Below are 25,070 nucleotides of genomic sequence, written 5' to 3'. Positions count from 1 at the left end.
AGCTATCTGGGCGGGACGGAGGTGTGACGGCAATGCCGAATTCGATCTTGTGGATCGGTTTGGTGGTGCTCTGGGTCTTCGTCCTGTTCCCCATGCTCGCCAACCGGCATCCCCGCATCCGCCAGCACACCGACGCCGCCCTGTCCACGCGGGTGTTGCATCGTGGTGGCGCCAAGCGACGCACCAGGAAAGGTCCGGCGACCGGACATGAGACCGACCCGGACTACGTGCCGGTTCGCAGGAAGCTTCAGCACCCGAGCGAGGATCCGGAGGATCGGATGACCAGATCGGACGATAGCCCCACTGCGTCGGACGAGAAGGAAGTCGAGACCGAGGGGCCGAAGGACGAAGCCCAGGTGACCGCCGAAGCACCCGAGCCCGAGACGGATTCGGCCGAGGTCGCCGCCGAGGCGGGGGAGAACATCGAATCCGATTCCGCCGCAACGGAATCCGAGACGGACACCGAAACCGCAACGGACGAGGGAGAATCCGAGACCGGTAGCGCCGATGAGGCCGATGCCGAGACCGACAGTACCGACGAGCCCGAGCCCGAACCCGAGGCGCCCCGGCGCGCCCGCATGCCCGCGCTGCGCGAACCCGAGCCGGAACCGGAACCGGAACTCGATTCGGACGACGAGGATTTCGTGCCCTCCCGGCGCGGCCGCGGCGGCTATGACCCCGAGGCCGACGCCGCCGCCCGCGCGGCCCGCTACACCTTCCGCCAGCGCGCCGTGCTGGGGCTGGTGCTGTCCACCCTGATCCTCGCCGCCGCCGGATTCGCCGTCACCGCGGCGCTGTGGTGGCTGGCAGCCCTGTCCGGAGCCGGGCTGGTGGGTTATCTCGCATACCTACGCAGACAGGTCCGCCTGGAGGAGGACATCCGGCGTCGCCGTGCCGCCCGTGCGGCCCGCAAGCGCACCGAGGATGCCGAGGAGCCGCCCGCGACCCGCGAGCGTCCCCGCCCCGATCGCGAGCAGACCCGCACCCAGCTGCGCCGCGCGGTCCTGGTCGAATCCGATGACGAGGACCCGCTTTTCGAGCACCTGGAGCTGTTCGACGCCGCGGCCGCCCGCGCGACCCGCCAGCGGGCCACCGGCGGTCGGGAATACCGCGCGGTCGGCGAGTAGCCAGGACCAATGAGAAGGGCCCGGCCATCAGGCCGGGCCCTTTCTCTGTCGGGGATCAGTTGTTCGGGATCTTCCGCTCGATCAGCTCCGCGAGAGTGCGGAGCTTGGCGGCGAATTCGCGGGCCGCGTCCGGATGATCGGTGGAACCCTTCACCACCTTCTGCGTCAGCGCGGCGAGCCGGGATTCGACGGAGCTGAACACATCCGCGGTCTGCGGCTGCTCCTCCTCGACGAGATCCCCGCGCAGCCACGCCTGCAGCCGCTGCACGACCTCACGCTCGTCGTAGTCGTCGCGCAGCACCGCGACCGCCTCGCGGAGCTTGCCCGCGGTGACCTTCACGTCGGCGGCCAGCGTGGTGTACACGGTGACCGCCGCCTCCTCGCCGTGCGCCGCGGCCACCGGCAGCAGTTCGCGGATCTGGCCCTCGTTGATGGACGGCGCGACCGGATGCAGCCGCGCGGCCAGCGGCCAGGCCCGGATCAGCTTGTGCGCGTAGGACCGCTGCATGTCCCAGCGCTTCTCGACGTAGTCGTCGAAGGTGGCGTGGTCGGCCCGGTAGAGGCGGCCGTCGCGCACGATCTGGAGGGCGCGCCCGGCGGTCCAGAACGCCACCCGCAGGGCATCGATGGAGGATTCGCAGACCTCGAGCTGTTCGGACTCCGAGCGGCTCAGCGGGCCCTCGCCGCCCGTGGCGGGCAGGGGCAGGTCCAGCACCGAAGGTGCCGGTGTCGGAGCCGATGCGGCGGGTGCCGGAGCCGATGCGGCGGGTGCCGGATCGGGTTGTACGGGTTCGGGTTCGGCCGCGATCACCTCGAGCACCGGCCGGACCGCTTCGGGAGCGGGTCCGGCCTTCGGTGCGGGCGCGGGGACGGTCTTCGGAGCGGCGGCCTTCGGCTCGGCCGCCGCCGGTGCGCCGGGCGACATGAGCACCGCGGTCGCCGCCTTCGACAATTGCGGCGTGCGCGGCCATTTGGCGTCGCGCAGGGGCGAGACCGGGGGAGTGTGCTCGGCCTCGTCGGAGAGCGGGTTGCGGCCCAGCCCGCCGCCGATGGAACTCTTACGACGCTGCGGTGGCATCAGGCCGACACCTCCACCGGCATGCGGTCGGCCGCCGCGTCCTCCAGATACGGCCGCACCAATTCCTCGCCGACGGCGCGATATTCGCCGAGATCCTCGATGGGGTTCTCGGCCCCGTCGCCGACTTCGCCGTCGGCGGCCTCGCGATACCACTTCCAGGCGCTGACGCAGGAATCGAAGACGTCGTATCCGGCGTCCTCCAGATTGCCGCGCTGGGTGCGGTATTCGGTGGACACATTGACGCCGTTCTTCATGGTGACCGGAACCTTCGTCATGAGCACCCGCACTCGAATGGCGCGATCGCTTTCCGCGGCGGCCTCTTCGGCGGCCCGATAGGTACTGGGCACGCGCTTGACTTCCGAGGGGCTGACGCTGGTGACCAGAATCAGTTCGTCGCTCACCGGGACGGCGGCCTTGAAGATCTCCGCGGATTCACCGCCGGCGTCGACGATGATCACATCGTATTTCCCGGAATTGTCGGTGATGCAGTCGTTCACATGCCTGGACGGGAAGGCCAGCAGTTCGAAGGGGATCTCCACCTCGGCCTTCTGCAGGCGCCGATACCAGCTGTACCCGGTCTGGCTGAGTGGGTCGGCGTCGATCACCAGCACCCGAAGTTCGTGCACGGTGGCGAAATACGAGGCGAGGAAGAAGGCGGAAGTCGTCTTGCCCACGCCGCCTTTGAGATTCCCGAGCGTCACGACGAGTGGTTCGGGAAGATTCGGTAGTACACCGGATTCGGTCATCGATCATCCTCCTGATGATGGGGAGGGCGGTTTTTTCCGTTCGCCAGTCTCACACGCGCGCGGGTGCGCGCCCGCCATGGCGCGCGCGAAGTCGCGGATTCGGTGCGAAATCGACTGTGTCCAAGCGCAAAATCCGCTGTGTCCAAGCGTGAAATCCGCTGTGTCCAATTGGACACAGCCGTCAATGGTTACCGTTTCGTAATGAATAACACGCATGTCATTCGTTGCACCCCATGCACTTCGGGCGAAATATGCAATCTCGGATCGACTGGCAGTACCGAACATTCGCGAGTGTTGGACGGAAACCGAATAGCTTTCACGGCTTGATCGGAGGACGACCGCTCATGGAAACGATCGGTGATAGACAGAAGGTTCGAGTTCTTCCGCGGCTGAGCCTGCGGACCCTGGTGACAGGAGTCCTCGGCGCGGCGGCCGTCGGAGCCGCCCTGCTCTTCACGGCGGGCGAGGCGCACGCGGCGCCGGTGACCGTTCCGGGTATCGGCGAGATCGAGATCCCGAACGAGATCGCGGCGCGGATCGGAATCATGGTTCCGGCACAGGAATCCACGGCTGGGGAAGCCGGGGATTTCCGTCCCGTGACGAATTCCGAGACCGATGCCAGGACTTCGGGTGTGGGTGAGGCCGACGCCTCCCGCATGGTCGCGATCCCGGAACGGATCGCCATCAATCCCGCGGACCCGGGCCCGGATTCGATTCCGGTGCAGGCGCTCTCACCCGAGCCGCTGCGCCCGGCCACCCCGGCCCCCGCGCCGGAGGTGCGCTCGGTGGTCGTTGCCGGACTGGGCAGCTTCGAGATTCCCAGCAGCCTGCCCCCGCTGGTCGGCATTCCCGGCGTGACCGATGCCGCGGCCGTGCCCGCCCCGATGCCCGCGGCCATGCCGAAGCGGACCACCGGGCAGCGCGCGCTCGAGGCGGCCACCAGCAAGCTCGGCGCGAACTACCGCGCGGGCGGCAACGGCCCGGACTCCTTCGACTGCTCGGGCTTCGTGCAGTGGTCCTATCGGGAGGCCGGAGTCGAGTTGCCGCGCACCAGCTATTCGCAGCTGGCCTCCGGGACCCCGGTGCCGCTGGACGAATTGCAGCCGGGCGATCTGGTGTCCTACTACGGCGGCGGCCATTCGGCGATGTATCTCGGCGACGGGAAGATCATTCACGCGAGTGATTACGGGTCGGGCGTGAAGATCTCGCCGCTGAACAATATGTCGGTGACCGGAGCCCGCCGCTTCTGATCAGGGCCAGGCGACCGCAGCGGTACGGGCGACGAATTCCGGATACGAGATACCGCCGGTACCCGACCACAACTGCTGGGCCATGACCGCCAGCCGAGCACGCAATGGAGTGACGATCTGCTCGGGAGTCATCGCCGTCGGATCATCGCACCAGACGAAGACCATGGAACCGCGCAGCAGGGACCGATCGGATTCGGGCAGCCGCTGTCCGTTGACGAAGAGTCCCGGGTCCCAGACCCACAGCAATTCGGGCGGTGCGTTCAGGGCCGCCGCCGGTCCGCCCGTCGCGAAGTACGTCGGCGTGAAGGCCGCGTTGAGAATGGGATGTCCGGCCCGGGTGAACTCCTCGGGCGTCCGACCGCCGGGCAGCCACGGCAGCCCACCGGCGCTGGATGACCAATATCCGACCACCGCTTCGGGTTTCAGGGTCAGCACGCCGGGGTGGTCGAAGCCGTCGTTCCAGACCCGCGGGGTCTTACCGAAGGACTCGACGATATCGGCGGCCCAGTTGGCGAACCCGACCACCACATCGCCCGGAGTCGCATCGGGGCCGAAAGTCTTTGTGGCGTAATCACCCAGCTGTGGATAGCGGGTGTAGTCGGAGACATACTCGTCGCCGCCGAGATGCCAGTACCGGCCCGGGAACATGGGCACGAACTCGCGCAGGATATCGCTGATCAATTGGTAGGCAGCGGGATTGGTGAGATCGATCTTGCCGCCGATGCCGCCCGCGACCGTATTGTCCAGCGCCGCGTCCTGTGCCGTGGTGCGCACCGGACGCAGCACCAGATCCTGATGCTCGGCCAGGATGGCGGTCATATGGCTGGGCATATCGATCTCGGGCACGATCTCGATGCCGTAGGACCGGGCATAATCGAGCAGGTCGCGGAGCTCGGCGCGGCTGTAGTGCTCCGGTGAGGTGATCTCCGGGTGGACGGTGCTCTCCAGCCGGAAACCCTGGGTGTCGGACAGGTGCAGCTGCACCATGTTCATCCGCAGATACGCGGCGTCGCGGATGCGCGCCTTCACCCAGTCGACCGGAAAGAACTCCCGGCCGGTGTCGAGCAGGAGCCCGCGTTCGGTGTAGTCCGGATGATCCTCGGCGGTGCCGCCGGGGAGCGCGGAGCTCTGGCGCAACCACTGCAGCGCGGTCTGCGTGCCGTGCGCGATGCCCACCGGGTCGGTGGCGGTAATGGTCAATCGGTCGGTCAGGACAATGCGATAGGACTCAGCGGACGGCGTTCCCGTTTCGCCGTGGCGCAGCACGATATCGCCAGGTCGATCACCATTTTCGGCGAGGGATATCGGTTTTCCGGCGCGGGTCAGATCTGCGGCCAGCAGCTGTGCGGATTCGCGATATTCGCCGTCCGCGACAATGTGGGATTCGGGTCCGAGGGTGAATCCGGTGGTCCCGGCGGGTGCCGGTGTCCAGCTTTGAATGCTCGGTACGGTGACTGGAAGCTGTTGTGCCACAGCAGGATCGGCCATTGCTGCGGGAATGTGGACAATCGCCCAGGAGGCGGCGAGGGCGAGGCAGACGGCGAACCGGCGGACCGCCCGGCCGCGGCGAAAGGAATTTCCAGGCACGGCGACCATTGAACCCGTCAAGCCCCGAAAACGTCATACGATACAGAGATTCATCGGCGAAATTCTCGAGGTGCGATATGGGGACCAGGAAAGCCGTGACGACCAAAAAGGCAGTGGCGACCGCGTTCGCGACACTCACCTTCGCCGCGCTGTCGATATTCACCGCCGCCCCGGGATCGGCCGCCCCGGTCTGCGCCGGCGCGGGCCAGCCGACCTTCACGGTCGCCTCGGTGCCGGGCGCCGCGCTCGAAGGGTTCACCGTGGACCCGGCGGGCCGCGCCTTCGTCACGGATCTGGTGAGCGGTCAGGTCTTCCGCATCGACGCGCCCGGCGCGCCCGCGGTCCCGATCGCGCGGGTGCCCAGCGGCGGCGCGGGCGCGCTGGCCTGGCTGCCGGATGGCCGCCTGCTGGTCGGATACGGCGCGGACGCGCGGGCCGCGATCGGCGACTCCATCCGCGCGGCCGGGATCGTCACCGTCGATCCGGACACCGGCGCCATGGCGCCCTTCGCCTCCGGACTCTCGGCCGCCGACGGCATGGACGTCGCCCACGATGGAACCGTCTACGCCACAAACGATTTCGGCTCGCTGGTGGGTCGCGTGTACCCGAACGGCGCGGTGCAGGCGGACTGGGCGAATTTCCCCAGTGCCAATGGCGCGGTGCTGAACCGGGACAACTCGTTCCTGTACGTCTCGCGCACCTTCGTCAATCCCGGCGTCAGCCGGATCCCGACCAACGCGCCCTGGGCTCCGCAGTCGCTGCTGGACCTGTCCGGCGGTGACTTCTTCAACGCCCCGGACGGTTTGACGCTCGATTCGCTGGAACGTCCTGTGCTGCCGTTCAATACGGCGGGCCAGGTCGTGCGCATCGACGCGCCCGGCGCCTATTGCGTGCTGGGCTTCGGCCCGCAGCTGACCAGCGAGGTGCAGTACGGCCGTGGCGGCCAGGGCTTCTCGGCCGGGCGGCTGTTCGGCATCACCTTCACCGGTCTGGTCTACGAGGTCCCCGGCGGCTTCGATCCGGATGCCCGCACCGCCGCGCCCTGAGCCGCGACGGGCTCGGTCAGCAGCCCGACGATCATGGCGATGATGCTGGCCTGCGCGTCGTTCCGCTCGGCGGCGGTGGGCAGGTCCTGGCGCTCGTAGTCGGCGAGCAGGGCGAACATGACGGTGCTCATGGCCCGCAGCCGGTAGGTCTTCTGCGCCCGGGTGAGGTCGGGCATGGCCTTGTAGAGCCGCGCCACGATCACCCGGGTGGCGTGCCAGCGTTTCTCGTGCAGGTCGGGTCCGCTCACGGCCGGATGCGCCCGCGCCTGTTCCAGGAATCGCGCGTAGTGCGTGGACCCCTCGGCGTAGGGCACGTCGAACATGGGCCGCACCAGCACCGCGACCAGCGCGGCCACGCTGTCGGGCGCGCCGGAGGCCTCGTGGTCGGCCAGCAGTTCGGTGCGCCGCGACTCCAGCGCGGGCTGGTGCCGCTCGATGATGGCGGTGATGAGCCCGTCGCGGGAACCGAAGTGGTAGTGCACCGCGGAGTTGTTGCGCTGTCCCGCCGCCACCGCGATATCGCGCAGTGCCACATCCGGTCCGCGTTCGGCGATGGAGCGCTCACCGGCGAGCAGGATCAGCTCGCGCGCGTCAGGACTGTTCACCGGGGTCACTATAGGGCCGCGCGCGGTTCGGAGCCCACACGGCTCTCCCGGCGGTCTGACCTGGCAGTTAATCGAACATGCTTCATTGATTAAGCAACTGTGTTTAACTGGGCGCGTTCCGAATCCCGGCTCCCCAGGGGAACGCGATGAGAAAACTGCCGATCATGCTGGCCGCCGTCGCCGGATTCGTCTTGGCCACCGCCCCCTCGCACGCCGCTCCGGGTATCGGAAGGTATGTGGCACTGGGCGATTCGTACGCGGCCGTCGGGGACCTGCTCGATCAGTACGGTACGCCCGGCTGCTTCCGTTCCCGGAAGAATGTCGCCAATTACGTTGCCGCCGAACTGCGTCCGGCCGAATTCGTCGATATGAGCTGTGGCGACGCCACCACCGCGAATATGACCGCCCCGCAATGGGTGGGCCTCGCGGTGAATCCGGCGCAGTTCGATGCGCTGACCCCCGACACGGATCTGGTCACCATCAGCATCGGCGGCAACGACCTGAATCTGCCGACCACGTTCGGCCCGTGCGGTGCGCTGGCCGTCACCGATCTCGACGGGAATCCGTGCGAGCGCTACTACACGGCCGGCGGGGTGGACCGGCTGGCCGATCGCATGGAGAACGAGATCCGGCCCCGTATCGCGGCGGTTCTGGGGGCGCTACGCGACCGCGTGCCCACCGCGCGGATCGTGATGGTGAATTACGCGAGCCCCTTGCCCGCATCCGGGAGTTGCTATCCCGCAGCACCTTTCGCGAAGGGCGACGTGCGGTATCTGCACGCCGCGATCGCCCGCTTCGCGGCCGTTCAGCTCGAGGAGGCGCGCCGGATCGGGGCGATCGGCGTCGATGCCTTCGGGGTGCCCGGCCACGACATGTGTCAGCCGGTGGGGCCGCGCTGGATCGAACCGCTGGTGCCGGCCGCCGCGACCACCCCGTTCCATCCGAATTCCACTGCGACGGCGGCGATCGCGCGCCTGGTGACGGCGGCGCTGAATTCGAACTAGGGCGAACGCTACGTTGCGTTCACAAGACGGGTAATGAACGAATGCCGTTGGGAACGGGATAACGCCTGTAGGACACGGGAATTCGGATGGCGGGCCGGTTCCAACCTAATGCAATCGCGCAGGTCGTGTGTTGCAATAGGTTGGGAGCCGCGCCGCTTCGGCGGCAATCTGATGAAGGAGCCGCGCAGGTGCCCGGAGGAAGACTCAATCAGGAGGATCGCCGTCTCATCGCCGCGGGTCTGTCCCGCGGGCTCGGCTACGCCGACATCGCCCGCCAGCTGAATCGGCCCACCTCCACCGTGAGCCGGGAGGTGACCCGCAACGGCGGGCCGGGCCGCTATCGCGCGGAGACCGCCCAGGCCGCCACCGCGGTGCGCTCGCGCCGCCGCGTCCCCCGGCCCAAACATGTCGAAAAGCCCTCCGGCGCTGACGAATACGGCCGCGGCCCGGAGCTGCTGGCGGAGTTCAGCACGGCGCTCGCGCTGCTGTTCGCGCAGACCGGGATGCCCAGGACGGCCGCCGCGGTGCTGGCCCGGCTGTACGCCGCGGATTCGGGCAGTCTCACGGCCGCCGAGCTGGTGGCGCAGCTGCGGGTGAGTCCGGCGACGGTGTCGGCGGCCGTCGGCCAGCTCGAGGAGCGGGCGCTGATCCGGCGCGACCGGGATCAGGGCAGCCGCCGGGATCGCTACGTGATCGAGGAATCCGCCTGGTACCGTGCGACTCTCGCGGCGGCGCGCGTCAACGAGCGACTGGCCGCGCAGGCCCGCGACGGCGCGGCGGCGCTGGGGGCGGCCACGCCCGCCGGTGTCCGGCTGCTGGGCATGAGCGAGTACCTGGAGCGGGTGGGCCTGGATATGGTCCGCTCCGCCGAACGCTGGCGCGACCGCCTGGGCTAGGACTCGAGCACCTGGGCTAGAGATTCGCGACGGCGATTCCGGGGAATCTGCGGTGAATGCGATCCACATACCGGCGCACCGTGGAAAGTTCGGCATTGATGGTCTGCCGGGCTTCGGCGGTGGGTGCGGATTGCAAACGCCGCGTCAGTTTGACTACATGTCTTTCCAATTCATTCAGGAAGATGCGAGCCTGAGCTAACTCGGGATCCTCGCTGGTATCGGGATTGTCGAAACCCCTGTACTGCATATCGCGGAAGTATTCCACGCAGCGGGGCTCCGCGCGGCGCAAATGGATTGCGCCCGGGCGGGATCGGACCGGCGGTATGCCCCGTACCCCACGCGTCCCCGATCGAGTAGCCTCGCGAAGCGATCCCCGCACCGCCCCCCGACAGGAATTCGTATGGCCATCAGCTACCTGGAATCGATCGTCGTCGGCGCGCTACAAGGGGTGAGCGAGCTCTTCCCGGTCTCCAGTCTCGGCCACAGCATCCTGCTGCCCGCCTGGGTGGGCGGTAAGTGGGCCGACGATCTGAGCATGTCGGCCAAGGATTCCCCGTATCTGGCGCTGCTGGTGGCCATGCACGTCGCCACCGCGCTGGCCCTGGTGATCTTCTTCTGGCGGGACTGGGTCGGCATTTTCCGCGGACTCTGGGATGTCGTGCTGACCCGTCAGATGCGCACGCCCGAAGCGCGATTGGGCGTCCTGCTGGTGATCGCGACGATCCCGGTGGGCATCGCGGGGCTGCTGCTGGAGAAGGCCGTCCGCAACTATCTCGGGACGCCGGTCCCGACCTCGATCTTCCTGGCGATCAACGGGTTCGTGCTGCTGTCCGCGGAGATCATGCGCAAGCGCGAGTACGAGCCCGATTTCGTGGTGTCGAGTCCGACCGGGCGCACCGGCGACCTGTCCATGGAGGACACCGTCGTGCTGCCCATGACCGATCCGGCGCACGCCTCGGATGTGCGGCTGTCCCGCCTGAGCTTTCGCGATGTCACCCTGATCGGTTCGGCCCAGATCGCCGCCCTGTTCCCCGGCATCAGCCGCTCCGGCAGCACCATCGTGGCCGGCCTGTTCAAGGGCATGCGGCACGAGGACGCCGCCCGCTTCGCCTTCATGCTGGCCACCCCGGTCATCCTGGCGGCGGGCGTGCTGAAGATGCCGGAACTGTTCAAGCACGAGAACCACGAGATCCTCGGCCCGGCGCTGGCGGGCAGCGTGGTGGCGGGCGTGCTGTCCTACATCTCGGTCAAGTTCCTCACGGCCTACTTCGAGACCAAGACCCTGACGCCGTTCGCGATCTACTGCCTGGTGGCGGGACTCGGCAGTTTGGTCTGGTTCTCCATTCGCTGAGCCGCTACCCGCATACGAAAATGCGCTGGTGCGAGACCCGAAAGGGTTTCGCACCAGCGCATTTCCGTCAGATCAGTGACCCGCGGTGGTGGTCGTCGTGGTGGTGGGCGGAACGGTCGTGGTCGTCGTCGGCGGCACCGTGGTGGTGGTAACCGGCGGCGTCGTCGTGGTGACCGGCGGCGTGGTCGTCGTGGCGTCCGGCTTGACCGTGGTGGTCGTGGGCGGCACCGTCGTGGTGGTCGGCGGCGTAGTGCCCGTGGTGGTCGGGGTGGTGGTCGCCGGAGTCGTGGAACCCGTTGCCGGAGTAGTGGTTCCGGAGGTGCTGGCCCGCGGCGCGGCGGCCAGGGCCTTGGGCGCGGTGGTGGTCGTGGTCGGGTTCAGCGTCTTCGGATCGAGCTGCTTGGCCTGCGCCTGCTTGGCCAGCTCGGTCAGCCACGCGGCCGCGTACTCCGCGGAGCTCACCTGCTTGCCGTTATCCGGATTCTGGTCGTGCCAGTAGTCGAAGTGGTGGCCGGTGCCGTTGGGGCCCAGGGTCAGGTTGTACGGGTCGTTCAGGAGCACCGGAATGGTGTTCTGGTTGGTGGTGATCAGTCCGATGACCTCGTTGAACACCTTCTGGGGCAGATACGCCAGCGGCGACATGTTCTCGGCCGCGATATTCTCCGCCGCCACCGGGGTCGGATTGTCCTGGTTCGGCTTGTAGCCCGGCTGCGACACCTTCAGCAGCACATCGAGGAAGGTCTCCTTGCTGGTCCACCAGCTCGGATTGTGCGCGATGTCGGCGAAGGCATCGCCCGCGATCTTGCCCAGCACCACGGCCACGTCGATGCCGGTGGTCGGCGTGATGGTGTTGTCGTTCTGAATCTGATCGACATTGATCTGCCGGCCCACATTGATGGCCAGTTGCAGCAGCGAGATGTTCTTGGGCGCGGCGCAGGTGAGATCGCCGTCGGAGCAGAAGGAGGCGATGCGGCCGTTCAGCGCGCCGAAGTCACCGGACTGGTCCGGCAGCGCGCCCTGGCCGCCGGCCACGTACTTGCCGTTCTGGTACTGCTGCCCGAAGTTGTCGGGGTGGTTGGGGTCCTTCGCACCCGGGAACGGGCCCTCGCCCTCGGTGCGGCCCGCGTCGGCGAGGATCACGACACCGGCAACATTGCCCGGATCGACGATCCCGTATTTGCCGTCCGCTCCGGCGTTCTGATGCCCGACGTCCATGGCCACCCGGCGCGCGACGTCCGCGCCCTCGCTGTAGCCGACAATGGCGTACTTGGTATTCGGGCAGGCCGCGGAGATATCGCGCATGACCTGCTCGGTATTGGCGACACCGGTCTTGACGGCATCCTCGTAGCTGTTCAGATTGGCCGGGTAGGAGACGTACACCGCCCAATACGAATTGGAGTCGACCTGACCGCCCGGCGCGTTCACCACCGGGTCCACCCAGTGGCTCTGGTAATCGTCCGACAGCGCGGCGGGCAGCTCGTTGCCGTTCGCGTCGACCAGCATCTTCGTGGTCCCGGCCTGCGGCGAGTCATTGCGCCCGGCCACCGAGATGGTGACCATGTCATGGCATTCGGTGACCGAGGCCTTCAAGGCCGGATCGGCCTGCTTCGAGTCCGGTGACGACGTGATCGCGAAGGTCGCCGCAACCGCCGCCGCCACACCCAGCGCGGCCGGTGCGGCAACCGCCGATGCGATGCGATGTCGCTTCATGAATTCGCGAATATCCACGCGAGATTCCCCATTTCACCCCGACAGTGAACCGTCAGGCCCCCTGTGCAAGGTCGGGCCATCTACCGACAGACACGTCGTCCCGGGACATCCGAGCGTTACTTTCGCGAATGAGTCGTTATCGCACCATGTCTCGAGTGCGCCGGGTCGGAGTGGGCTGGGTCACACCGTCGATCGAGGTTCGGGCCCGCCGGAATCATCTCCGGCGGGCCCACCCCTCGGTCCGGTCAAGCCCCGATCGGCTTGCCGAAGAACGAGGCCAGGGTTTCGCCGATGGTGTCGCCCAGGGTTTGGAGTTCGCCCGGGGTGCCGAGCATGGAGGGGGAGTCGGTGGTGGAGCAACCCGGTTGGGCCGCAACGCCATTGAGGCGGTCGAAGAGCCACATGAGGGCGGCGGGGCCGCCTACCACCTCGGCGACGATGTGTTCGCTGGCCCAGTCGCGGGTGTAGGTGATCTGGGCGGACGGGTCCTGGCAGTAGGTGTTCACGAGCTGGTCGGCGGAGGCGAGCGGAAGGATCTCATCCCACTTGGAGTGCCACATGAAGATCGGCATGTCCGGGAGGCTCTTGCCGAGGCGGGTGTCCTCGAGGACGGCCTGGACGGCCGGTTCCCGCAGCGGGTCGGGGGAATCGATCAGGCCGGTGATGTTCAGGAACGGCAGGATCGAGGACTGGTACTGCACACAGAACGGCGCCTTCACCGTGCGCAGCAGCTGGCCGAGCGGGTTGAGCTTCCGGTCCAGCAGGGCGTCGAAGTCCGGGTACTCGCGGGCCAGGCCGAGGACCGCGCCCAGCACCAGGCCGGCGGTCGCCTGATTGTTGGCCATGAGCAGGGCCGCGCCCAGATCCGCGCCGGTGCCGCCGGAGGCCGCGCCCACGATATTCAGTTCCGGCGCATAGGTTTTGCGCAGTTCCGCGGCGTGCATGGTGGGCATCGATCCGCCCGAATAGCCATACATGGCCACCGGCGCGCTCGCGCCGACGCCGAGCGGTGCGAACGAGGTGGCGGCGCGAATCCCGTCGAGGGTGATGCGCCCGGCCAGCGGACCCGCCGCGTACGCCGAATTCGGGCCCTGGTGGTCCGGGATCACCACCGCGTCGCCCTTCTGCAGCGCGGCCTGCGCGAACAGGAACTCGGCGGGCGCGACGATCTGGCCGACGAAGGTCGCGGCCGAGAACTGTTGCAGCGCATAGGAAGGACTGCAGTAGCCCGCGGTGGAGTCCTCGGCGATCTGCACCGAGAGCAGCTTGCGCGGCGTGGGGGAGGCCCCGCGCGGCTTGAGCAGGGTGGCCGCCGCCGGGATGGCCTCGTCGCGAGAGTTGTTGGAGCGGTAGGAGACCTGCCAGGCGTCCACGTTGAGCGGGATGAGCCCGAAGTTGGCGACGTTCACCTGCCGGACCGCGAGAATCTGGCCGGGCGCGGCGGCCGCGACCTGGTCGGCGGGCGGGTTGTAGAAGCCGGGATCGAGTTCCGGCGGCAGCGGCAGAATCCGCGCGGGCTGGATCGACGGCAGCGCCGGGGCGTCCGCCGGATCGGCCTGCGCCGGTGCCGCGGCCAGTCCCGCCACCACGAGCGCGCTGACGGATATGGTCCCGAGCCGCACCAGCCGCCCGGTCAGTCTCCTGGTCCTCATCGACCTGTTCCTCACCCTGATTCCCATTTGTGAGACTACGCAGTCTCAATATGCCGCGATCACTATGACATGCGTGTGAGCTGGCTCGCAATATCCACGGGTGGCGGAAACGGTCTATTCGAATCGGGACGATCGCGGCCCTTGCTTGGAGTGCACTCCAGCTCGTTAGGGTCGGATCATGAGCAAAGTCTGGTTCATCACCGGTGTCTCACGGGGTTTCGGGCGCGAGTGGACCCTCGCCGCACTGGAGCGCGGCGACCGGGTCGCGGGTACCGCGCGCGATCTGAGCACGCTCGACGACATCGTCGCCAAATATCCCGATGCCTTCCTGCCGCTGCGCCTCGAGGTCACCGACCGCGCCGCCGACTTCGCGGCCGTCCAGCAGGCCGCCGAGCACTTCGGCCGCCTCGATGTGGTCGTGAACAATGCCGGCTACGGCCAGTTCGGCATGATCGAGGAACTCTCCGAGCAGGAATTCCGAGATCAGTTGGAGACCAACGTCTTCGGTGCCATGTGGGTCACCCAGGCCGCCCTGCCGATCCTCCGTGCCCAGGGCGGCGGCCACATCCTCCAGGTCTCCAGCATCGGCGGCATCTCCGCCTTCCTGAACCTGGGCGCCTATCACGCCTCGAAGTGGGCGCTCGAGGGCTTCTCGCAGTCCCTGGCCCAGGAGGTCGCCCCCTTCGGCATCCACGTCACCCTCATCGAGCCCGGCGGCTTCGACACCGACTGGGCGGGTCCGTCCTCCCGCCACGCCACCCCGAATCCGGCCTACGACGCGGCCCGGGCGGCCCGCGCCGCCCAGCGCAACGCGGTCAAGCGCGGTGACCCGACCGCCACGGCCACGGCTGTCTTCGCCGTGGTCGACGCCGAGAAGCCGCCGCTGCGCATCTTCCTCGGCGAGGTTCCCCTGGGCATCGCGACCGCCGACTACGAGTCCCGCCTGGCCACCTGGCGAGAGTGGCAGCCGGTTTCCATTGCCGCCCAAGGCAACTGATCGGGCCGCCCAAGGCAGCTGATCGGTCGGAGCTCAGACGCGGCGGCGGCCGAAGAGCGGCCGCCGCGAATTCCATTGGCGGGACCGGGATACGCGGGCGCTGAACCCGGCCATGTGCAGGGCCAGTCCCAGCAGCCCGGCGATGACGAAGACATCGACTCCGAAACCGGTAGTGCGGTCGGCGAGCTCGAGCAGCAGTGCGATACCGAAGAGGACCGCGGCGACGATTGCGAACATACCGGTGAGATACCCACCCCCGGTCGGCGAAACATACAAAGCCCATCCGCGAGTCGGATGGGCTTTTCGTATGTTCTGACAAAAGCGGGTTTATTTGTGCGATAAACCGATTCGCGTGAAGGTCGCCGAACCGCTGGTCATAGGTTCGTGCAAACTGTTCGCGACCACCCCGGATCGGCTTGACCGATGTGCTCCGCGCCACGTACTTTCGGGGTTACCGACACATGTGAGCTGATCGAAGGAGGCGAGTCGGATGTCGAACAGTCCCATCGAAGGCACCCCCGACCTGCGTCACCTGGCTCACCGGACCGCCTGGGTTCCGGGTCGTGTAGCGCACGGCTTCTGAGCAGCCCTTTTCCGGCGTGCCTCGAACGCGGCCCCGGCACATTTCGATCTCTGTCACGGCCTTCGGCATGCCCGCGTGCCGTTTCGCGCTCCGGGTTCTCGGGCGGCGTCACCGAAATAGAAAGCTCCTGAAATGGCGACTAGGATTATCAGATCGACCGCGCAGCGAAATGAGGTTGTGCAATGGTAGAGGCGCGGATCACGGTCAACGGGAAAGTCACCCCGATTTCCCCGGCGGCACCCCATACCACCGTCCTGGATTTCCTGCGGGACCGCGGTTTCACCGGGAGCAAGGAAGGCTGCGCCGAGGGCGAATGCGGCGCCTGCTCGATCATGGTGGCGCGCCCCGGCGTGGAGCAGCCCACCGATTGGATCGCCATCAACGCCTGCCTGGTGCCCGTCGCCTCGCTCGACGGCCAGGAGATCGTCACCGCCGAGGGTCTCGGTGAGCTCGACGGTTCCGGCACGCCCACCGAACTGCACCCGGTGCAGAAGGAGATGGCGGTGCGCGGCGGCTCGCAGTGTGGTTACTGCACCCCGGGCTTCATCTGTTCCATGGCGTCGGAGTACTACCGGCCGACCCGTTGCGCCTCCGCGCACGCGGCCGAGGACACCGCCGAGGGCCACGATCACGAGCACGGCCCCAATGGTTTCGACCTGCACTCGCTGAGCGGAAACCTGTGCCGCTGCACCGGTTACCGCCCGATCCGCGATGCCGCCTTCGCGCTCGGCGAGCCCGAGGCCGACGACAAGTTCGCGCAGCGTCGCGAGCAGGACGCGCCCGCGCCGGTCGCCACCGAGTACTCGCAGGACGGCCGCACCTTCCGCCGTCCGGAGACCCTCGCCGAGGCCGTGCAGCTGCTGCGCGAGCGCCCCGACGCGGTGCTCGTCGCCGGTTCCACCGACTGGGGCGTCGAGGTCAATATCCGTTCGCGCCGTGCGGATTACGCGATCGCCATCGACCGCCTCCCCGAACTGCGCGGCCTGAAGGTCGAGGCCGATCACATCGAGATCGGCGCGGCCGTGCCGCTGACCGAGATCGAGCGCCGCCTCGACGGCAGCGTGCCACTGCTGGCGGAACTGTTCCCGCAGTTCGCCTCCCGCCTGATCCGCAACAACGCCACCTTCGGCGGCAACCTGGGTACCGGTTCCCCGATCGGTGACTCCCCGCCGGCGCTGCTCGCGCTGGGTGCGTCGGTGGTGCTGGCCTCCGCCGACGGTGAGCGCGAGGTCGAACTGGCCGACTACTTCACCGGCTACCGCCAGAGCGTGCGCCGGGCGGACGAGCTGATCCGCGCCGTGCGGATCCCGCTGCCGCTGGCCAAGGTGACCGCCTTCCACAAGATCGCCAAGCGGCGCTTCGACGACATCTCCAGTGTCGCGGTCGCTTTCGCCCTCGATATCGAGGACGGCGTGGTCAGCCGGGCCCGCATCGGCCTGGGCGGCGTGGCCGCCACCCCGATCCGCGCCCGCGACACCGAGGAAGCGCTGATCGGCAAGCCGTGGTCCACCGAGACCATCGAGGCCGCGGCCGCGATCCTGCAGGGCGAGGGCACGCCGATGAACGATCACCGCGCCAGCTCCGAGTACCGCGCCGCGATGCTCGGCCAGAGCCTGAAGAAGCTGTACGCGCAGACCACCGAGGCGGTGCTGTCATGAGTCATCTGTCCGAGCGTCCCGAGAAGCCGGTAGTCGGCGTCCCGATGCCGCACGAGAGCGCGTCGCTGCACGTCACCGGCACCGCGCTCTACACCGACGACCTGGTGTACCGCACCAAGGACTGCCTGCACGCCTACCCGGTGCAGGTGTTCAAGGCGCACGGGAAGATCAAGTCGCTGAACACCGACGCCGCGTACGCGGTGCCGGGCGTGGTGCGGGTGCTCACCATCGCCGACGTGCCGGGCGTCAACGACGCGGGCATGAAGCACGATGAGCCGCTGTTCCCCGAAGAGGTCATGTTCAATGGCCACGCGGTCGCGTGGGTGCTGGGCGACACCCTCGAGGCGGCCCGGCTCGGCGCCGCGGCCGTCGAGGTGGAGCTCGAGGAGCTGCCCTCGCTGATCACCGTGCGCGAGGCCATCGCGGCCGAGAGCTTCCACGGCGCCCGCCCGACCATGATCCGTGGCGATATCGATGAGGGTTTCGCCAACTCGGTGCATGTGTTCGAGGGTGAGTTCGAGTTCAAGGGCCAGGAGCACTTCTACCTCGAAACCCATTGCGCCCTGGCGCAGGTCGACGAGGCCGGGCAGATCTTCATCCAGTCCAGCACGCAGCACCCGTCCGAGACGCAGGAGATCGTGGCGCACGTGCTCGGGCTGCACAGCCACGAGGTCACCGTGCAGTGCCTGCGCATGGGTGGCGGCTTCGGCGGCAAGGAGATGCAGCCGCACGGTTTCGCGGCCATCGCCGCGCTGGGCGCGAAGCTCACCGGTCGTCCGGTTCGCCTGCGGCTCAACCGGACCCAGGACCTGACCATGTCCGGCAAGCGGCACGGCTTCCACTCCTCGTGGAAGATCGGCTTCGACGCGCAGGGCCGCATCCAGGCCCTGGACGCGACGCTGACCGCCGACGGCGGCTGGAGCCTGGACCTGTCGGAGCCGGTGCTGGCGCGCGCCCTGTGCCACATCGACAACACCTACTGGATCCCGAACGCGCACGTCGCGGGTCGCATCGCCAAGACCAATACGGTCTCCAACACCGCATTCCGCGGTTTCGGCGGTCCGCAGGGCATGATCGTGATCGAGGACATCATGGGCCGCTGCGCCCCGCTGCTGGGCCTGGATGCGGCGGAGCTGCGCGAGCGTAACTTCTACGCGCCCAACCAGACCACGCCCTACGGCCAGCCGGTCGGGCAGACCGATCGCATCGGCAAGATCTGGCACCAGGTGCAGGACAACGCCGACTGGGCCGAGCGGCAGCGCGAGATCGCGGCGTTCAACGCCTCGCACCCGAACACCAAGCGCGCCTTGGCGATCACGAACATCAAGTTCGGCATCTCGTTCAACCTGACCGCCTTCAACCAGGGCGGTTCGCTGGTGCTGATCTACAAGGACGGCTCCGTCCTGATCAACCACGGCGGCACCGAGATGGGCCAGGGCCTGCACACCAAGATGATGCAGGTGGCCGCGACCACGCTCGGTATCCCGCTACACAAGGTGCGGCTGGCGCCGACGCGAACGGACAAGGTGCCCAACACCTCCGCGACCGCGGCCTCCTCGGGCGCGGACCTCAACGGCGGCGCCATCAAGAACGCCTGTGAGCAGCTGCGCTCGCGGCTGGTCCAGGTCGCCGCTACCCAGTTGGGCGGCAACGCTTCCGACATCCGCATCATCGACGGTGTCGCAACGCTTTTGGGCAGCGACAAGACCCTCGACTGGGACACGCTGGTGCACACCGCGTACTTCCAGCGGGTGCAGCTGTCGGCCTCGGGCTTCTACCGCACCGAGGGCCTGCACTGGGACGCCAAGATCTTCCAGGGCTCGCCGTTCAAGTACTTCGCCTACGGCGCGGCCGCGACCGAGGTCGAGGTGGACGGGTTCACCGGCGCCTACAAGATCCGCCGCGTCGACATCGTGCACGATGTGGGCGACAGCCTCTCGCCGCTGATCGACATCGGTCAGGTCGAGGGCGGGTTCGTGCAGGGCGCGGGCTGGCTGACGCTGGAGGACCTGCGCTGGGACACCAGCGACGGCCCCAACCGCGGCCGGTTCCTGACCCAGGCGGCCAGCACCTACAAGCTGCCGTCCTTCTCGGAGATGCCCGAGGAGTTCAATGTGACGCTGCTCGAGGACGCCACCGAGGAGGGCGCGGTCTACGGCTCCAAGGCCGTCGGCGAGCCGCCGCTCATGCTGGCCTTCGCGGTGCGCGAGGCGCTGCGGCAGGCCGCCGCCGCGTTCGGGCCGGAGGGCACCAGCGTCGATCTGGCGTCACCCGCGACGCCGGAGGCGGTGTACTGGGCCATCCAGGGCGCGCTCCGCGGTGACGTGGCCGCCAAGGCGCTCACCAACGGGCACGCCGGGAATGTCAACGGCCACAACGGCAATGGCAGCAACGGCCACGCCAATGGCAATGGCAGCAACGGCAACGGCGTCGCCGTCGGCACGACCGCGCTGAGCGGAGTCTGACATGACCTGGGTGGCCGCGGTCGAACGGTTACGAGCCCGCCGGGAACCCGGCGTGCTGGTGACCGTCGCGACCGTGCGCGGTCACGCGCCCCGCAAGCCGGGGGCGAAACTGGTTGTGGGACAGACCGAATCGTGGGGCTCGATCGGTGGCGGCAATATCGAGGCCGTCGCCATCGATCGGGCCCGCGAGCTCATGGCCGCGCCGCACGCGGAGGCGGAGCTGATGGATTTCGCGTTGAACGACAAGGTCACCAACCGGCACGGGGTGCAGTGCTGCGGCGGCGCGGTCAGCGTGCTCTTGGAACCGCTGCCGGTGGTGCCGGCCGTGGCCATCTTCGGGGTCGGGCACGTCGGCTACGAGCTGGCCCGCATCCTGGCCCGCCAGGACCTGGACCTGCACCTGATCGACACCCGGCCCGAGCAGCTCAGCGAGGAACGCCTTGCCGTGCTGGCGGATTCGGTCGCGCAGGTGCACGTGCACCGCCCGCTCATGCTGCCCGAGGAAGTGATCGCGGAACTGCCGCGGGGCACCCATGTGCTGATCATGACCCACGATCACGCCGAGGATGCCGCGCTGTGCGACACCGCCTTGCGCACAGACCATCTCGGCTCCATCGGTCTGATCGGCTCGGCAGCCAAATGGGTGCGGTTCCAGAAGAAGCTGGCCACCGAGGGCGGCTTCGATGAAGCCACCATCAACCGGATCAAGACCCCGATCGGGCTGCCGGATATCACCGGCAAGGAGCCCGCGATCATCGCGATCAGCGTGGCGGCGGATCTGATGCTCATCTGGCAGAAGGAAACCGCCAACCGCATGGCCTAGCGCAGGTGGGCGGTGTCGTTGAGCGAACGCACGCCGGCGCTTCCGTCGGCGTGGTACGCGACCTCCGAGAGGGAGGCCGCCGCCAACTCCATTCGGAACAGCGACTCGGGCGGCGCGCCCAGCGCCAGCCGCACCAGCGTCCGCAGCGGCGCGACGTGAGAGACCACCAGTACCCGTTGCCCCGGGAACTGCGTCAATAACTTGTCTCGCGACCATTCGACGCGGCGGGTCACCGAGTCCAGCGATTCGCCGGTGCCGCCCGGTATCGCGGCCGGTGAGACCAGCCATTCCGCCAGCTCGTCCGGATAGCGTTCGCGGATCTCGGCGAACGTGAGCCCTTCCCACACACCGAAATCCGCCTCCCGCAGTCCCGCGGCCAGCTGGACGTTGAGACCCAGTTTCCCGGCGGCGGCCTCGGCGGTCTCCCGGCAGCGGCGCAGCGGCGAGGACACCACCGCATGCACCGCACCGTATTCCGCCAGCCGGGCGGCGACGGCATCGGCCTGCCGCCGCCCGGTTTCGGACAGGGCCGGATCCGATCCGCCGCTGCCGGAGAAGCGCCGCTCCGGTGTCAGCGCCGTCTCACCGTGCCGCAACAACACCAGCGTGGTGGGCTCCCCGTCCGCGAATGTCATGCCGGCACTTCGTCCTTCGCGACTCGCTGGGCCTTGGTGACGAGATGATTGCCGAGCACCAGATAGTCGATCTCGGTGCCCAGGAAGCAATTCAGCGCGTCCGCCGGGGTGCACACGATCGGTTCGCCCGCCACATTGAACGAGGTATTGATCAGACACGGCACATCGGTGAGGGCGGTGAAGCGGCGCAAGAGTGCCGCCAGGCGCGGGGTATCGCCATCGGTGATGGTCTGCACCCGGGACGTGCCGTCCACATGCGTCGCGCCCGGGATCACGTCCCGGAACTCCGGCCGCACCGGGAACACGAAAGTCATGTAGGGAGAACGGGTTTTGCGACCCATCTCGAAGACCTTGGGAGCGTCCGACTCCAGCACCAGCGGTGCGAAGGGCCGGAACGGCTCACGGTGCTTGACCCGGGTGTTGATGACGTCCTTGATATCCGGGAACTTCGGGTTGGCCAGGATGCTGCGGTGGCCCAAAGCCCGTGGGCCGTGCTCGATCCGGCCCTCGTACCACCCGATGACGACCTTCTCGGTGAGCAGCTTCGACACCTGATCGACGACCTCGTCATCGTCGAGCCTGGTCCAGCCCACACGGTCGCCGAACTCCCGCAACGCCGCCTCGATGGCCGCGTCGTCATATTCCGGTCCGAGATAAGGGGTTACGCGCGGCGCGGGCCGGGGCTTGCCCGCCGTGTCCGGGTGGTTCAGCCAGGCGTACGCGGCCGCGCCGATCACGATGCCGGTGTCGCTGGCTCCGAAACTCACCGCCATGTCCTCGAACCACGAGCCCTCAAACAGCGGAGTGTTGTTGAGGCAGTTCAATGCCACCCCGCCCTCGAACAGCAACTGCTGCCTCAGGTCGGTCTTGCCCTCGAGCGCTCGAAGCTGGTGGCGCGTAACGATGGTCAGCATTTCCTGGGCCGCCGCGGCCACCCGGGCCTGGTACTCGAGCGTGTCCTCGAAGGGGCCGAAATACTGCTCGAACAGCGGGTCCAGGCTGCGCGGGTTGTCCGTCTCCAGCGGCCTGCGGAACGAGTACCGGCCGTGCGAGTGCAGTTGGACGAGATCCTCGACGAACGGATTCGGTACCGGCGGCCGGGCGTAGCCGGACAGTCCCATCACCTTGTACTCGTCGTTGTTCGGCACGAAGCCCAGGAAGCGGGTGATGGCGCTGAACAGCATGCCGATCGAGTTCTCCGCGCCGATCGTCGATTCGTCGAAGACACGGATCCGGCCGTCGCGGATCTCACCCATGACCGACGAGAACCGTTCCGCGCGACCATCACTCACCAGGAACGCGCTGTCCTTCATCCCGGCCAGGTAGTAGCCGGTCATGGCGTGGGCGAAGTGGTGCGGCACGAACACCACCCGGTCCGGATCCGGCGTGAACCCGGTGCGCGCGGCGAAGTCGGCCAGGATGGCCTCCGGGCTCACCACCTCGGCGGCCAGATTGCGGATGGTGCGCAGCAATTGCTGCCGCGCAACGGAATTCATCGGCGCGGCGGAGATATCGGCCAGCAGTTGGTCCACCACCTCGGCGTCCCACCGCCAGGGAATGGCGATGAGATCGATATCGGAGAAGCCCAGCCCGGCCTGCTCGAGACACCACCGCACCGATTCGACCGGGAAGTCGGTGGTCTTCTTCTCCCGATTGAGCCGCTCCTCCTCGACCGCGGCGACCAGTTCGCCGTCGATCAGCAGCGCGGCCCCGGCGTCATGGCCCATGAGGTAGTGCTTGTCCCGGCCGACCGCGCCGAAGTTCTCAGCGAAGAACTCCGAGACGCGGCTGAATCCGTTGCAGGCCAAGACGATCATCAATATTTCCTTCCGTGCCGAGAATGAGGTCGCGGACAATCGCGCCGGCGGCGGGTGCCTGGCACAGGCCCTGGCCGGAGAATCCGGCCGCATAGACGAAGGGGCGCTGGGGATCGCGCCCGATGAACGGCACCCCGTCCGGGCTGACGTCGAGGTCACCGCTCCACCCGTGGTCGATGCGCTGCCCCGCCAGGGCCGGATAGGTGGCGGCGAGCTGCCGCGATACCCGCTCGCGCCAGGCCTCCCGGGTCTCGTCCGGGCCGGGGCGGCCCATGCCGATCAGAATCCGGTCACCCCAGGAGCGAATCCGCAGGCTGGACGGGTGCAAGGTCATCGGAATCGCGGCGGGCCCGGCCGCGGCGGGCGCGTCGGTGAGCAGCAGGTCCACGGGGTAGGTGGTCACCGGGAGGTCCACGCCTGCCAGGGCGGCGACCGTGTCCGCCCACGGCCCGGCCGCGCAGACGATGGTGTCGGCGCGGATGGTTCCGGCGGAGGTGTGCACGAGCCCGTCGGGATCGATCGCGGTGACCGCCGTTCCGGTGCGCAGCACGGCGCCGGCCCGCTCGGCCGTCGCGGCGAAGGCGCGCACGATCGCCGCGGGATCACAGGAGTACGCCTCGGGCGACCAGGCCGCCGCCACAATGGAATTCGGGTCGAGCAGCGGGTTGCGGCGGGCCGCCTCGGCGGCGGTCACGAGTTCGACCTCGACCCCCGCGGCGTGCTGCCCGGACCGCTCCCGCTGGAAGTCCTCCACCTGATGCTCGTCGGTGAACAACACCAGGAAGCCGACCCGGTCCAGGCCCAGATCGATTCCGCTCCGCTTGGCGAGGGCGTGATACGCCGCGAGGCTGCGCACCGCGAGCTCGCCCACCAGGGCGCTGTCCGGAAAGTAGGTCCGGACCACACCGGCCGTGGTGCCGGACGCTCCGGAGCCCAGCTCGCCGCGGTCGAGCAGGACGGTGCCGACTCCGGCCTCGGCCAGTTGGGCTGCGATCGAGGTGCCGATGACGCCGCCGCCGATGACCAGGACCTCCGTGCGCTCGCTCATGACTGCCGTCCGACCTCGGCCGGGCGCTGCTGGCGCAGGTGGTCGCCGCTGTCCCACGGGTACAGGTGCAGATTCCAGCCGCCCAGGGTGTTGACGTAGAGCGCCAGCTGGCTCGCCACGGCCAGGAAGTCGTCGCGGTCGAGCTGGTCGAGGCAGGCCAGGAACCGCTGGGTGAAGGCCCACAGCGGCTCCAGGCCGCAGTAGCCGAGGAACTCGGCCGGAACGCCGACCAGCAGCCGCGTCATGTGTCGCAGCGAATCCATCGGCATGCCCTGCACCGCGGCGCGGACCAGGCCGCCGTAGGAGGCGTACCCGAGCGGGCGGGTCTCGCCGTTGACGAACAGCAGGGTGGGCAGCACGGTGTCGAAACTGCCCGCGCCCGAGGGGATCAGGCCCCGGTGCAGATCGGCCAGCTCGGCCGGTTCGGTCAGCCAGATCAGCTCGGTCTCGGCGTGCACATCGTGGATCAGCCGGTTGGCGTCCGCGTCGGCGGCGGTCAGGTGCGGAATCCGATGTCCGCCTTCGGTTCCCGCCTTGCGCACCTCGACCAGGATCGGCTGCTTGGTCGAATACACCGAATCCCACACGGCCTGACCGGCTTCCAACAGGACGGCGACGTCCTCGTCCCGGATGCGCCCGACGGGTGCGGCGGGCATCGGCTCGGTCAGCGTGCCGTACTTGATGCCCAGATGCTGGAGCGCGGACAGGAATACCGTGCCGTCGGGCGCGTCGCGGCGGTCCGCGATCTTCTCCGCGGCGGGCACGTGCAGCAGCGAGGGGATCGGCGCCACGTGGTACAGGTGCTGACCGGCGACCAGGGCGTGACCCTGCAGGCTGCGGTAGGGCAGGGCCTCCCACAGTGCGTCGGCCAGTTCCGGGTTGCGGCCGTCGAGTTCGGCGGTCACGGTGAGACCCAGTTCGGGCCAGGCGATCTCGATTTGACGTAGCGACGACTTCGCATGGCTCTGCGACGACTCTGCCAAGGTGTTCTC

The 25,070-nt window shown here is 68.2% G+C and carries 22 protein-coding genes; 10 read left to right on the top strand and 12 right to left on the bottom strand.

The window, feature by feature from the left end; genetic code table 11:
• The first annotated feature begins 32 nt into the window (after positions 1 to 32).
• Positions 33 to 1,127 carry a divisome protein SepX/GlpR gene (gene sepX, locus ON43_RS29555; RefSeq protein WP_040812933.1) on the top strand — a complete coding sequence of 365 codons (1,095 nt, stop codon included), beginning with the start codon at positions 33 to 35 and terminating at the stop codon, positions 1,125 to 1,127.
• Between the two features lie 55 nt (positions 1,128 to 1,182).
• On the opposite strand, the gene ON43_RS42880 is transcribed toward sepX, so the two are convergent.
• Together ON43_RS42880 and ON43_RS29545 are read right to left on the bottom strand one after the other, a co-directional pair.
• On the bottom strand, positions 1,183 to 2,205 hold the full coding sequence (locus ON43_RS42880) for a hypothetical protein (protein ID WP_051179427.1): 1,023 nt from the start codon (positions 2,203 to 2,205) through the stop codon (positions 1,183 to 1,185).
• Positions 2,205 to 2,951 (bottom strand): ParA family protein, encoded by a 747-nt coding sequence (locus ON43_RS29545; RefSeq protein ID WP_040812767.1) that lies wholly within the window; start codon positions 2,949 to 2,951, stop codon positions 2,205 to 2,207. Before ON43_RS29545 ends, ON43_RS42880 begins: the two co-directional genes overlap by 1 nt.
• 344 nt (positions 2,952 to 3,295) lie before the next feature.
• On the opposite strand from ON43_RS29545, the gene ON43_RS29540 reads away from it, so the two are divergent.
• Positions 3,296 to 4,201 carry a C40 family peptidase gene (locus tag ON43_RS29540; protein WP_245568803.1) on the top strand — a complete coding sequence of 302 codons (906 nt, stop codon included), beginning with the start codon at positions 3,296 to 3,298 and terminating at the stop codon, positions 4,199 to 4,201.
• On the opposite strand, the gene ON43_RS29535 is transcribed toward ON43_RS29540, so the two are convergent.
• The gene (locus tag ON43_RS29535) at positions 4,202 to 5,788 is read right to left on the bottom strand and encodes a family 20 glycosylhydrolase (protein ID WP_167333474.1); all 1,587 of its coding nucleotides are present in this window, start codon (positions 5,786 to 5,788) and stop codon (positions 4,202 to 4,204) included.
• Between the two features lie 77 nt (positions 5,789 to 5,865).
• Between ON43_RS29535 and ON43_RS29530 the strand changes: the two genes are divergently transcribed.
• Complete coding sequence (locus ON43_RS29530; protein WP_040812766.1) at positions 5,866 to 6,834, top strand: SMP-30/gluconolactonase/LRE family protein; 969 nt, start codon at positions 5,866 to 5,868, stop codon at positions 6,832 to 6,834.
• On the opposite strand, the gene ON43_RS42875 is transcribed toward ON43_RS29530, so the two are convergent.
• Positions 6,783 to 7,439 carry a TetR family transcriptional regulator gene (locus ON43_RS42875; RefSeq protein WP_157514234.1) on the bottom strand — a complete coding sequence of 219 codons (657 nt, stop codon included), beginning with the start codon at positions 7,437 to 7,439 and terminating at the stop codon, positions 6,783 to 6,785. The two genes, ON43_RS29530 and ON43_RS42875, sit on opposite strands and share 52 nt — an antisense overlap.
• A gap of 146 nt (positions 7,440 to 7,585) precedes the next feature.
• Here ON43_RS42875 and ON43_RS29520 point away from each other — a divergent pair, with 146 nt between their 5' ends.
• Both ON43_RS29520 and ON43_RS29515 read left to right on the top strand, forming a co-directional pair.
• Positions 7,586 to 8,443 carry an SGNH/GDSL hydrolase family protein gene (locus tag ON43_RS29520; RefSeq protein WP_040812764.1) on the top strand — a complete coding sequence of 286 codons (858 nt, stop codon included), beginning with the start codon at positions 7,586 to 7,588 and terminating at the stop codon, positions 8,441 to 8,443.
• Between the two features lie 188 nt (positions 8,444 to 8,631).
• Positions 8,632 to 9,339 carry a GbsR/MarR family transcriptional regulator gene (locus ON43_RS29515; RefSeq protein ID WP_040812762.1) on the top strand — a complete coding sequence of 236 codons (708 nt, stop codon included), beginning with the start codon at positions 8,632 to 8,634 and terminating at the stop codon, positions 9,337 to 9,339.
• A gap of 16 nt (positions 9,340 to 9,355) precedes the next feature.
• Here ON43_RS29515 and ON43_RS29510 read toward each other — a convergent pair whose 3' ends face one another.
• Entirely contained in the window at positions 9,356 to 9,604 is a 249-nt protein-coding gene (locus tag ON43_RS29510) for a hypothetical protein (RefSeq protein WP_157514233.1), read from the bottom strand.
• Positions 9,605 to 9,733: 129 nt separating this feature from the next.
• Here ON43_RS29510 and ON43_RS29505 point away from each other — a divergent pair, with 129 nt between their 5' ends.
• On the top strand, positions 9,734 to 10,690 hold the full coding sequence (locus ON43_RS29505) for an undecaprenyl-diphosphate phosphatase (protein ID WP_218003405.1): 957 nt from the start codon (positions 9,734 to 9,736) through the stop codon (positions 10,688 to 10,690).
• Between the two features lie 72 nt (positions 10,691 to 10,762).
• On the opposite strand, the gene ON43_RS29500 is transcribed toward ON43_RS29505, so the two are convergent.
• Together ON43_RS29500 and ON43_RS29495 are read right to left on the bottom strand one after the other, a co-directional pair.
• Positions 10,763 to 12,400 carry a cutinase family protein gene (locus ON43_RS29500; protein ID WP_245568802.1) on the bottom strand — a complete coding sequence of 546 codons (1,638 nt, stop codon included), beginning with the start codon at positions 12,398 to 12,400 and terminating at the stop codon, positions 10,763 to 10,765.
• 245 nt (positions 12,401 to 12,645) lie between these two features.
• On the bottom strand, positions 12,646 to 14,052 hold the full coding sequence (locus ON43_RS29495) for a lipase family protein (protein ID WP_040812755.1): 1,407 nt from the start codon (positions 14,050 to 14,052) through the stop codon (positions 12,646 to 12,648).
• Between the two features lie 175 nt (positions 14,053 to 14,227).
• On the opposite strand from ON43_RS29495, the gene ON43_RS29490 reads away from it, so the two are divergent.
• Positions 14,228 to 15,049 (top strand): SDR family oxidoreductase, encoded by an 822-nt coding sequence (locus ON43_RS29490; RefSeq protein WP_086008050.1) that lies wholly within the window; start codon positions 14,228 to 14,230, stop codon positions 15,047 to 15,049.
• Between the two features lie 33 nt (positions 15,050 to 15,082).
• Here ON43_RS29490 and ON43_RS45105 read toward each other — a convergent pair whose 3' ends face one another.
• Complete coding sequence (locus ON43_RS45105; RefSeq protein WP_040812751.1) at positions 15,083 to 15,286, bottom strand: hypothetical protein; 204 nt, start codon at positions 15,284 to 15,286, stop codon at positions 15,083 to 15,085.
• Positions 15,287 to 15,814: 528 nt separating this feature from the next.
• On the opposite strand from ON43_RS45105, the gene ON43_RS29480 reads away from it, so the two are divergent.
• The 3 genes from ON43_RS29480 to xdhC are packed head-to-tail and all read left to right on the top strand — an operon-like array spanning position 15,815 to position 20,578.
• Complete coding sequence (locus tag ON43_RS29480; RefSeq protein WP_040812749.1) at positions 15,815 to 17,290, top strand: xanthine dehydrogenase small subunit; 1,476 nt, start codon at positions 15,815 to 15,817, stop codon at positions 17,288 to 17,290.
• Positions 17,287 to 19,755, top strand: a complete 2,469-nt coding sequence (gene xdhB / locus ON43_RS29475; RefSeq protein ID WP_040812748.1) for a xanthine dehydrogenase molybdopterin binding subunit — start codon at positions 17,287 to 17,289, stop codon at positions 19,753 to 19,755. The genes ON43_RS29480 and xdhB overlap by 4 nt, the downstream gene beginning before the upstream one ends.
• 1 nt (position 19,756) lies before the next feature.
• A complete protein-coding gene (gene xdhC, locus ON43_RS29470; RefSeq protein ID WP_040812746.1) occupies positions 19,757 to 20,578 on the top strand; it encodes a xanthine dehydrogenase accessory protein XdhC in 822 nt (273 codons plus the stop codon).
• Here xdhC and ON43_RS29465 read toward each other — a convergent pair.
• From ON43_RS29465 to ON43_RS29450, 4 genes are read right to left on the bottom strand one after another with little or no spacing between them, the layout of a single operon-like run.
• Positions 20,575 to 21,213 carry a histidine phosphatase family protein gene (locus tag ON43_RS29465; protein WP_083913820.1) on the bottom strand — a complete coding sequence of 213 codons (639 nt, stop codon included), beginning with the start codon at positions 21,211 to 21,213 and terminating at the stop codon, positions 20,575 to 20,577. The two genes, xdhC and ON43_RS29465, sit on opposite strands and share 4 nt — an antisense overlap.
• Positions 21,210 to 23,030 (bottom strand): carbamoyltransferase family protein, encoded by a 1,821-nt coding sequence (locus ON43_RS29460; protein WP_040812745.1) that lies wholly within the window; start codon positions 23,028 to 23,030, stop codon positions 21,210 to 21,212. The genes ON43_RS29465 and ON43_RS29460 overlap by 4 nt, the downstream gene beginning before the upstream one ends.
• Entirely contained in the window at positions 22,978 to 24,078 is a 1,101-nt protein-coding gene (locus ON43_RS29455) for an NAD(P)/FAD-dependent oxidoreductase (RefSeq protein WP_040812744.1), read from the bottom strand. Before ON43_RS29455 ends, ON43_RS29460 begins: the two co-directional genes overlap by 53 nt.
• Complete coding sequence (locus ON43_RS29450) at positions 24,075 to 25,061, bottom strand: cucumopine synthase-related protein (RefSeq protein WP_218003400.1); 987 nt, start codon at positions 25,059 to 25,061, stop codon at positions 24,075 to 24,077. The genes ON43_RS29455 and ON43_RS29450 overlap by 4 nt, the downstream gene beginning before the upstream one ends.
• Between the last annotated feature and the right edge of the window lie 9 nt (positions 25,062 to 25,070).

Source organism: Nocardia concava NBRC 100430 (genome assembly GCF_000308815.1).
Classification (GTDB): Bacteria; Actinomycetota; Actinomycetes; order Mycobacteriales; family Mycobacteriaceae; genus Nocardia; species Nocardia concava.
The sequence above is the reverse complement of the archived record's forward strand: the minus strand, read 5'-3'. Positions and strand labels throughout refer to the sequence as shown.